Source organism: Candidatus Zixiibacteriota bacterium (genome assembly GCA_014728145.1).
Classification (GTDB): domain Bacteria; phylum Zixibacteria; class MSB-5A5; order JAABVY01; family JAABVY01; genus WJMC01.
Map to the genome: position 1 here is coordinate 1 of WJMC01000103.1, position 10,604 is coordinate 10,604.

The 10,604-nt window shown below is 50.8% G+C and carries 7 protein-coding genes; 3 read left to right on the forward strand and 4 right to left on the reverse strand.

Annotated elements, in window-relative coordinates:
• The 3 genes from GF404_06535 to GF404_06545 all read right to left on the reverse strand — a co-directional run.
• The coding region (locus GF404_06535; GenBank protein ID MBD3381836.1) for a M6 family metalloprotease domain-containing protein at positions 1 to 1,605 on the reverse strand (1,605 nt) is incomplete at its 3' end.
• 262 nt (positions 1,606 to 1,867) lie between these two features.
• On the reverse strand, positions 1,868 to 3,124 hold the full coding sequence (locus GF404_06540; GenBank protein MBD3381837.1) for a hypothetical protein: 1,257 nt from the start codon (positions 3,122 to 3,124) through the stop codon (positions 1,868 to 1,870).
• Positions 3,125 to 3,148: 24 nt separating this feature from the next.
• A complete protein-coding gene (locus GF404_06545; GenBank protein MBD3381838.1) occupies positions 3,149 to 5,128 on the reverse strand; it encodes a hypothetical protein in 1,980 nt (659 codons plus the stop codon).
• A 210-nt stretch (positions 5,129 to 5,338) separates the two neighbouring features.
• Here GF404_06545 and GF404_06550 point away from each other — a divergent pair, with 210 nt between their 5' ends.
• Both GF404_06550 and GF404_06555 read left to right on the forward strand, forming a co-directional pair.
• Entirely contained in the window at positions 5,339 to 6,286 is a 948-nt protein-coding gene (locus tag GF404_06550; GenBank protein MBD3381839.1) for a DUF72 domain-containing protein, read from the forward strand.
• Between the two features lie 73 nt (positions 6,287 to 6,359).
• The gene (locus GF404_06555) at positions 6,360 to 7,310 is read left to right on the forward strand and encodes a WYL domain-containing protein (GenBank protein MBD3381840.1); all 951 of its coding nucleotides are present in this window, start codon (positions 6,360 to 6,362) and stop codon (positions 7,308 to 7,310) included.
• Between the two features lie 5 nt (positions 7,311 to 7,315).
• On the opposite strand, the gene GF404_06560 is transcribed toward GF404_06555, so the two are convergent.
• Complete coding sequence (locus GF404_06560) at positions 7,316 to 8,710, reverse strand: amidophosphoribosyltransferase (protein MBD3381841.1); 1,395 nt, start codon at positions 8,708 to 8,710, stop codon at positions 7,316 to 7,318.
• A 302-nt stretch (positions 8,711 to 9,012) separates the two neighbouring features.
• Here GF404_06560 and GF404_06565 point away from each other — a divergent pair, with 302 nt between their 5' ends.
• Positions 9,013 to 9,819, forward strand: coding sequence for a hypothetical protein (locus GF404_06565; GenBank protein MBD3381842.1), 807 nt, complete (start codon positions 9,013 to 9,015; stop codon positions 9,817 to 9,819).
• The last annotated feature ends 785 nt before the right edge of the window (positions 9,820 to 10,604 follow it).

The following is a 10,604-nucleotide window of genomic DNA, read 5'->3' on the forward strand; positions in this document are numbered from 1 at the left end:
ATAACGGCCGTCAGCTAACTGTGTGACCTGCTGTCCGAGCAGATTGTAGACGGTGATGTTGATGTCTGCCGGTTGATCGAGCGAAAAGCTGATCACCGTCTCGCCGTTAAATGGGTTCGGGTAGTTCTGTTCGAGCGTGTATTTTAGCGGAAGAACATCGGATTCATCTTCATCCTGATCGAGCGAGCTCGAAAAGGATACTGTGAAGTCAGCCGTCATCAAATCGGATGATTCCGAGATATCGGTTATCGCTACCAGTGTATTATTTCCATCGTAGGAAAGGCTGGCAGGTTCCGAGACCGGAGTGAAGGCTGTATTCCCGCTGGTGCCCGGAAAGGGGTCACCGCTGTTACCGTAGGAAGCTTTACGTTCCAGCTCATACAGGTTGTCAGCCTGTTCCAGTGCGACCATATAATGGCCTTTGCCGTCTTTCTGCGACGGATACCATTCGTTATCGTTTGTGAGGACACTCTCGTCTATATGCCAGATCAGAAGACCGTCACCGGGAAGGCCCTCGTCATAGCTTTTACGCTGGCGGTTCTCTACTAAGAAATATTCATTAGCGATACTCTTGCCTTCGGTCCAGAGCTTGTATATCACTGCCGAATCCTCGACTGCCGGAATCCGGACATTGTTTGAGTTTGCGCCAATCACTCTCGGTTCAGCGAACCCGAGTTCGATTTTCGACCAGGCGTCCAAATGCGCGGGAGCATCGCCAAGATAACCGTTCCAGGCCCCGGTCGACATGACCGACCATTTGCCGATACCGCGCGAGGAATAGTCGGTGTCGTACAGATCCGGCAGTCCCAGCACATGGCCGAGTTCATGGACATACACTCCGCAGGTCATATCGCCGGCTTCGCTCCAGTATTCAGGCATCATACTGTAATCCCGGATATACACGCCATCTCTTTGGCGGGCATTTATTGACCACTTATGTGACCAGATATCATGCTGGTTGAAAGGGTAGGAGAATTCCGCTCCTGTGCCGGAATGGATTATGATCAGGCCGTCGACATAGCCGTCGTGGTCGTTGTCGTATTTGCTGAAGTCGACATATTGATCGGCCGCGTCGACCGCCTCCTCGACAAGTTTCTGGGCGTTGTGCGGATATGGATCATAGAGACCATAAGTCCGCGGGGGGGCATAATAACCGACATCCTCAGGGGCGGTGAACCAGCCTGTCTCTGAGGGCAGGTCGAGTGTCTGTATATTCAGCTTGCCGTATGAGTTCTCGAGAAAATAGTCCCGTACGGAGCCATGCTGTCCGCTGTAAATGAGGTTATCGAAAAACGAGGCTTCTGAAATCGCGGGTCGATCGGGGAAGTCGATCAGTATTGCCAGTACTTTAAAAGTGTCTGAGGCTAAAGAGGCCTTTTTGAGATCGACACTTCCCGGCGAATCTATGCCCGCTGAACGACAGAAATTCTGTAAATGATCGTAATCAGCGAGGCTCATCGGTACACTCTTTTGACCGCGGTTGCTCTCGCTATTGTCCGGATGCGGAGGCATCGCGTCGAGGCCGTTCGTATAACCAATCGTGAGCAGTACTAAGGCTGTGGCAAAAATCCTGATTCGGCTTTTCATAGCGCCTCCGCATTTCATGAAGTGATCTCTATCCGTGCTATTATTTTGCAAAGCGGATGCCGTCAGCAGATGTATTGCAGGTTTATTGCTGGTCGTAATCTGTTGTTATACAGTGTATTATGTCCTATGTGAGGGGTGTTTCGATCTGAACTGCGGGGGGTTCTCTGATGTTGTGGGATGCTTCCCATAGCGGGTATGGTTATTATGGTTATCATCCAATAAAAAACCCGCCCGGATAATCCGGACGGGCAAGAGGCAGTTAGTATATGGCAGAAGTCAGCTAAAATGTCAAACCGGTCGAGAGCGCCAGCCCGAGGCCTTTGCCACCGAACGGCAGAAGTGAACCGGACGCCAGGTAGGCAAAATCGAACTTGAAGCCACCCAGGTTGAGTCCAAAACCTACCGCGCCCTGGGTACCGTCGGAACCACCCAGCGAGAACCCGAGCCTGAGAGGCAGGAAGCTGAAATAATGCGCTTCACAGCCGAGAGAGAGTTCCGGTGTGGTGGAAACGTTGCCGAGATTTTTAAAACCCTGCTTGAGGTCGAAACTCAACAGGAAACTCTTGTAATTTGTAGACGCGCCCAGTGCCAGTTGTGGCGCCAAAGAACTCGAAAACGACCCGATTTCTTCTTCATAGTCTTCGGAAGTGTAGGTTGTGTCGCCGTCCTCATCGGAGTTTTCCAGTGTGGCCTCGTTGGCATTGAAAACATAGGTGTTAAGCTTGTTTTCATTGCTCCAGCTGATAGTCGAAATCAGGTTCGTGACAGCCAGTGAGAAAGTCCAGTCCTGTCCGTGATGCATCGACAGCCCGACATCGGCGCCGAACCCGGAACCGCCCTGGGAGGTCTTGATGGCCACACTGCCGTCGGAATCGATACCGCTGGCACGGGTGACCAGGTAGCCCTCGGCTTCTTCGACCTTGGCATAGGTGATACCCTGGATGTACTTGAGATTGACGCCCCAGTTGAGTTTGCCCCAGCGCGTGCTGGCCAGGTGCGAGGCGTAGGCCAGGTTGATGTCGGCATGACCGACCGCTTCACCGTCGGCATCAGAAACGTCGATCGAATCACCCATCGTATTGCCGTTGAAGATCAGCTCGAAGACTTCTTTGTCCATAGTCAGGTCGCCGTCAGCCGAACCGGTAAGGCCAAAAGCCAGTTTTCCACGGGTGACCAAAAAGGCGGAAGCACCGCTTTCGAAGTTGCCCTGCAGTCCCGATGACGGTATCTTGGAGAGGATGTCGTCTTTATCCGACTGGCTCAGGTGTTCGCCGTTATATTTCGTATAATCTGAGTACGAGAACGAATTGTTCGACAGATCGACCCCTGCAGAGAAGAGCTGGACGCTGAGGTTATGGCCTCCGTCGAGGGCCAAATTGGCCGGATTAATACCGATGGCGTCGTAATCGCGGGCCAGGGAGGTGAAACTTTTGGCCAGTGACATACTGCGCGCTCCCGAATACTGACCGGCATTGAGCGCCAGGGGCAGTGCCAGAAGCACCGCCACGAAGACTATAATCAAAAATCTGGTTTTCATAGTTTTGCTCCTGTATATATATCCTTAGTCACCCATGCGAGTGTTGAGGGTGATGTAAGCTTCGATTTCAAGATAATCAGAGTTGATAATTTCGACAGCCTGACCGTTCGTACCCGGAAGAGTCAGTTTCTGGCCGATAAACAGTGTCTCGTTCTCGATAATATCGAGATCGCTGTCAGTCAGGTTGATGACGATGTTTGAGAGTGTAGCTGATGACACCTTCCCGTCAGCACCGAGCTGGCCGGCGGAGACCGTTTCCGGACCGATCAGCAGTTCCGGGGATTCATAGAGAGTGGTCGAATCGCCCGAAAAATAGAGTTCCACCGTGCAACCGAAAGGAAGATGGTTAGTCAGCGTGGCATACATGGTTCCGCTGTTGAGACGATCCGAGACTTCATCGATGTCATCCTGGTCGATCTCGGTCGAATTGATATCGCCTTCGAATTCGGTCTGACCGATTTTGAATTTCAATGGTGAATTGATATCCGCGGTGCCCCAGATTCGACTTCCGGAATATACAGACCCGGAAGTGGAACCGTCACCAGCGGTCGCAATTCCGCTTATCGTGATGGTCTGTGGAACAGGATCGGTCAGTGTCGACAGGTCGCTGATGGTAATCTGTGTCACACCCGGATCCTGGGGCGATCCGCCGTTGAGATTGCCGACGATATTCAGATTCTGACCGGCATCACCGGCAAGGGTGACATCGACTTCTGCCGGGATGCTGACCTCGGAATAAAGCGTGATCTCGAGTACAGCGTCAGTCAGCGAGATATTCTCCATCCCATCCGGAAGATCGAGCTCTTCGACGACTTCTGACATCTCGATCATGGTCGGCGAGACGACACCGGTTACCTGCGAAAACTCGAGATTGCCCAGGCTGGCCGAGAGAGCGAATTTGTCGGATGAGCCGACCTGGACATAGCTGGTGCCGGAACCGTTGATATCGGCTGACATATCGACTTCGATATTCATCTTATTGGCGACGATTTCAGGGGCAACAGTATAGCCGGCGATGTCGCGAACGATTTCCTGGTTGCCACCGGCAGGGACTGAAACGTCCAGGGTCAAAGGCTGAGTACCGTTTTTGATCTCATCTATGGTGACCGTCAGGTCAGCGGAGAGCTCCGAGGTGTTAGTAATCGTAATGGTCAGATCACCGCTTTCGATCAAGGCTTCTGTCAGGCGATGGTTTTCGCTTAAACTGAAACTACCGCTGTAATCCTTCTGCTGGTCCGGTACGCGAGTGGTGGCCGAAGATACCGAGACCTGGTCGGAATAGGACAGCTCTAACGAGAGCTTGTTCTCGCCGGTCTGCAGAAGCGTACCGCCCGGAATGTGGATTCGGCTTTTCAATTCCAGCTGGCTGGAAACCGCCAGGCCGGAGAGGGCGATACTGTCAGAAGCCGATTCCGTATTCTCGAGAATACCCGGAAAATCGAATGACGCCAGTGTATCGGAATCGGTTTTATCCACGACGTGGACTGTCAGCGAATCTATGGCGATACCGAAATCATTGGTTACGTTCATGATGAAGTAGCCCTCGGAAAAGGTCGCCGACTGGAACTCATCGTAAGCCTGAAAGTCTTTGTCGGCGTTGAAGCCGGTTTCAGGCACAGACGCGGCCAGGGTAATGTGATCAGCCAGCTCGATCTCGACTGCCTGCGCATCGGGCGCGTCGATGGTGACATTGCCGAGCTGGTGATCGAAGCTTTCATTAACACCGGAAGCAGTCAGGCCGGCGTCGATTGCGACCGTGTCGAGGGACTGGTCAAACGACAGCGAAAGACCGTTGATCGAATCGTAGCTGAGCGCGTCCTCAGCCATTCTCTCGACCAGTTCTTCCATATCATAATGCTTGGAAATAAGCGGAACCGAATACTGCGCGTCCCAGGTGGGCGCTTCCGGTTTCTCAATGGAACACCCGCTTATAATCATCATACTCAGCAACAGCAATCCCGCCGAGCAGATGAAATGTTTTCTTGTCAGGCTGGCATGAAACATCAGGACCTCCTTTTTTGCCCAAACGAAAAATTCGAGTCAACCGGAAGTCTGATTTGCAAAGCCTGTGCCATGATTTTTTTATCGGACGGGCGCTTCAGCGCTTGAGTTATCTTGTTGGCTTTCAATGTAATGAATTGACACGAAAATCATTGTTTCAGGCTGAAATGGCTGTTTTTCGGCCAGATCATGGGAGTCTTCCGATAATTTCCGATACTCCAAGATAAATTGATAATTTCACAAACCTGTCCGGGAACTACTCGCAGTGAGCGTGATTTCATAATTAAACAGTTGAAAGGGTTTGTTTTGGCTGGAAGTAATACACAGATACGAATCGGTACATCCTCATTTTCGTCTAAAGACTGGGTCGGGCCGTTCTACCCGGAGGATCTGAAACCCTCGGATTTTCTGAAGTACTACTCCCAGCAATTCGATACGGTCGAGATCGACGCCACCTATTACCGTGTGCCCGCAAAAAAGACGGTCGAGAGCTGGGCTTACAGTATTCCCGGGGATTTTTTGGTGTCGGCCAAATTTCCACGGGCGATTGTCCATGCCGGACAGAAGGCTACTCCAGACGGAGACAAGCTGCTGGTGCCGGATGTAACCTACCCGGTGCGCGATGCTTTCCTGGAGGCTGTTTCAAGGCTGGACAAGAACCTGGGGAGTTTGATTTTACAGTTTCCTTATCTATCCCAAAAGGTATTTGCCGACAAACAGGTTTTCTTCGAGAGGCTGGAGAGATTTCTGGATGACCTTCCTGATGGTTTCAGTTACGGTGTCGAAATCCGCAACCGTCACTGGCTGACATCGGCTTATGCCGAAATGCTGCGCGCACGCCAGGTTGCTTTGGTCATGGCGGATCAGGCCTGGATGCCTCATGGCGATGAGCTCGCAGAGAAACTCGACCCGGTGACCTCCGATCATACATATATCCGCCTGATCGGCGACCGCAGGGAGATCGAGGCGATTACAAAAACCTGGGAAAAAGAAGTGCTCGACCGCGACGATCGCCTGCGTCGCTGGGCCGGGATGATTGCGCGTATGTTCCGTCGGCAGGTCGATGCCCTGGTCTATGTCAACAACCATTACGCCGGTCATGCCCCGGCGACCGCCCGCCGCTTAAATGACATGATCCGCGCTGAATTCTCGCGCTCATAATCACGCTTGCAGAATGATCACCGTTTGATCTTGACATTTTTTGTCAGTTGAATTTATTAATGGAGAGGACCTTATGAATAAATCAGGACGGCTCCTGTATATATTGAGCCTGCTCAGAAACAATAAATCTCTGGATGCACGCAAGCTGGCCAAAATGTGCGGCGTCACGGAACGCACTATCTACCGCGACCTGACGACCTTGTCCGAAGCCAATATCCCGATCTTTTACCACAATGGATACAAGCTGGCATCGGAGACTTTTTTACCGCCGTTGAATTTTTCGATCGATGAGTACCTGATGCTCCGCTCCGCCCTGATGGCTTCGCCTTTGATGGAAAATCATCCCAACCGCAAAACCGCCGAGATTCTTCTCAGCAAGCTCAATGCAGTCATTAACGGCAATATACCATTGAACCTGAAAAGCGGTGATATACTGAGTTACCTGAACCCGTCATCCTCGGACAAATTCAGCCGGGACGCGGCCAGGATTTTTGCCGAGCTTGAAAATGCCGCTATAAATGATTTCCAGGTCGACCTGCAATATGAAAACCTGCAGGGCAAACTGACTAAAAGACGTGTCGATCCGTATTTCGTGGTGTTTCGCAATCACGGCTATTACCTGGTCGGTTTCTGTCACCTGCGCAGGGACTACCGGACTTTCAGGGTGTCACGGATTCGTGATTTAAAAACGACCGGCAATGTCTTCAGGCGTGACCGCAATGTGCAGGCGGAAAGCTATTTTTCTCAGAGCTGGGAGTTCGCGAGCGGAAAACCGGTCGAGTTCGAGGTAGAGTTCAAAGGCACCGCGGCCCGTTTGATGAAAACCAATCAGTACCACGAGAGCCAGAAGATCAAAAAAATGCCCGGTGGTAAAATCCGATATACCGCGCGAGCTTCGGGCCTGGACGAAATCGCGCGCTGGCTGGTGCGCTACGGCGAGGAAGCCCGGGTTGTAAGCCCGAAAGAACTGCGCGATATAGTCAAAAAACTGGCCGGTGGAATACTGAAAAGATATCGGCGCTGAAGCTTTTATTCGAGGTTATACTTGCCGTTTCGTCTCTCGAGGCGGGTCGGGTACTTGTTCGAGAAACAGGCCACACAGAAATTTTCAGTCGGAAGCGAGTTCATCGACAGCATACCCTCGATCGACAGGTAGCCCAGCGAATCCGCTCCCAGGTATCTGCGTATCTCTTCTACTTTCTTGTTTGAACCGATCAGCTCTTCTTTGGTGGGCATGTCGATGCCGTAATAGCAGGGCGAGATGATCGGCGGGGCAGAGACCCGGAAATGGATTTCTTTGGCGCCGGCCTCACGAAGCATTTTAATCAGCTTGCGGGAGGTAGTCCCGCGCACAATTGAATCATCGACCATGACAATCCGCCGGCCCTCGATGACGCCCCTGACGGGGTTAAATTTTATCTTGACATCGAGATCACGTATTTTTTGCTCGGGGTCGATAAATGTCCGCCCGACATAGTGATTGCGGATGAACCCGATTTCCATTCGGATTCCGGAGGCCTCCGAAAAACCCAGGGCGGCGGTGTTGGAGGAGTCCGGTACGGAGATGACGATATCGGCTTCGACCGGATGTTCACGGGCCAGCTGCCGTCCCAGACGGCGCCTCACCTTGTCGACATTTTCGCAGAAGATCTTCGAGTCGGGACGGGAGAAATAGATGAACTCGAAAATGCAGAAGGCTTTTTTGACCTGCGAGAAGGGGTGATACGATTTTAGCCCGTTCCTGTCGATTTTGACGATTTCGCCCGGCAGGATATCGCGTACATACCTGGCTCCGATCAGGTCGAAAGCGCAGGTTTCCGAGGCGATTACATAGGATTTATTGAGCCGTCCCAAAGCCAGGGGGCGAAATCCGCGCGGGTCACGGGCGGCATAGATCGCGTCGCGTGTCATGAACACCGTGCAGTATGCTCCCTGAATCTGCCTGAGGGCGTAAATGATCTTGTCGACCATATCGGTTTTGCGGGACTTGGCGATCAGGTGTAAAAACAACTCGGAATCAGAGGTGGTCTGAAACAGCGCTCCGGTCGATTCCAGCCGGTTTCTGAGGGTGGCGGAATTGGTTATATTGCCGTTGTGACCGACCGCCAGTTGATGCCCCTTAAAGCGCGAAAACAGTGGCTGAGCGTTGCGCAGTTGCGATGATCCGGTGGTGGAATAACGGTTGTGGCCGATCGCGATTGTACCCTTGAGCTGGTTGAATATATCTCTTCTGGAAAAGACCTCGTTGACCAGACCCATACCCTTGAAAATATGGATATCGTTTCTGTCGCTGGTGGCTATACCGGCTGACTCCTGTCCACGATGCTGGAGCGCGTACAGGCCGAAGTAGGTCAGCTTGGCCGCCTTGCGGTTGCCGTAGATGGCAAACACGCCACAATTATGTCCCAGATCTGAAGCAGGCATATTCTTGAAAAACCCTAAGGTATAGCGGTTTCCGACCGGTTGTCAAGTGAAAACATCGCAACCGGGAAGATGGTACGAAACCTGTCTGCAGTTTGTGTGAAGCCGTGTTCATATTGATACAGATTTTAGCAAAATAAAAAAGTGTGCCATACTCAAATTTTATAGAATAATTCTTTTTATTCTGTGTAAATAGTATATATTAGAACGGAATGGCTGGGAGGCATCTGCCGTTCATATTACTCGTCTAAGATTTTGCTGATTTTACAGCTTGAGGCATACCAGTTGCAGTACTAAACAGTGCTATGAATAATAACGAAAGCAAAAACAACGATCAGCTCAAATACCGGCTGTTGGCGGAAGTTTCGCTGAATGCGGCAGAGGGGATGGCGGTTGAGCAGATTTTGAACAGCGCGCTCGAGAACGCGCTGGAGGTAATCGGGCTGGTGACCGGATCGGTGCGGGTGTTCGGTGATTCCGGTAAGATCAAGATCTCTCATATTGCCGGCCGGGATGAGTTTTCGGAGATGATGCGTCAGATGGAGGAGAAGCTCCTGTCCATGTTGCGTGATGATTTCTCGGTCAAGAGCCTCTTTCTGACATTTGAAAAAGACGGTACTTACAGCCTGTTCTCGTATCCGCTGATTCTGGATGGCGAGGTTTGCGGAACGATTTCAGGTATAGCTCCGGGTGAAAAGAATCTCGCTCTCGAGGAAGAATTCATCAAAACCGTCAGCGCTATTTTATCGCTGGTACTGTCGCGCGGAAAAGCTGTCTCAGGAGCTTCCGATGAGGACCTTATGAAAGCCCGTGCGGAGGCAGTGGTGGAGACGGCGGTTGCGATAAATCACGAGGTCAACAACCCCCTGACGGCGGTTCTGGGAAATATCCAGCTGTTGCTTTTGAATACCGATGAGTTCTCGCCAGAAACCCGCAACAAGCTCAAGTCGGTCGAGGAATCGGCCATGAAAATCAAGGAAGTTACACAGAATTTAATGCGGATTATAGAGCCATCTGTTATCGAGTATACCACCGGATTGAAGATGGTGGACCTCGAAAAATCCATCAAAAAGCCCGAAGAAGAAAAAGACACAGAGAATACCGATAAATAGGATTTATCGGCTCACGGTGTGTGAAAATCTCGTTACTTTTTACTTGACAACAGCTTACAAAACCCCCAAATTACTAAAAATACCTTTTGTGACCAAATTGTGACCAAAACTCTAAGGCGGTCGACATGGGATCTGTCTTCAAGCGTGGAAAAATCTGGTATATTGATACTTATGCAAAATCCGGAATTCGCATTCGCAAGGCGATAGGAACATCAAAAAAACTTGCTCAGGCTGTTTTGGCTGATGTTGACTCTAAGGTTCTCCGGAATGAATATGAAATGTCTCCCAAGGATATTTTAATCGATGATTTGTTTAGAATCTATCAGGAGTATTCTGAGACCAACCATAGGCCTTGTACGCATAATCGGTACAGGGGAGTTATCCGGAATTTCAGATTTTATTTAGGATACAAATACCCTTATTTAAAAAAAGTCTCGCAACTCGATCAAATGGTATTCGAGGTATACAAGCGGTTTCGAAGAACTGAAGATCTCAGTCAGCTTGAATTGCCTGAGCACTTGGCTAAACTGACCAGACAGGGCAGTGGAAAAGTCAAAACCAGCACGGTAAACTATGATATCAACGTACTTCGGATAATTTTCAAGTTTGGTGTCGATCGCAAGCTATGCGCCGAAAATCCCTGTACCGGGGTGAAATCGATCAAAGTGACTGACTCGAAATCTCCCCGTTTCCTGAATAGGGATGAATGCATTCGATTATTAAAAGCCTGTAACCAGGAGCTGCGATCGATCTTCTATACGTTTTTGAATACCGGCCTGAGGATG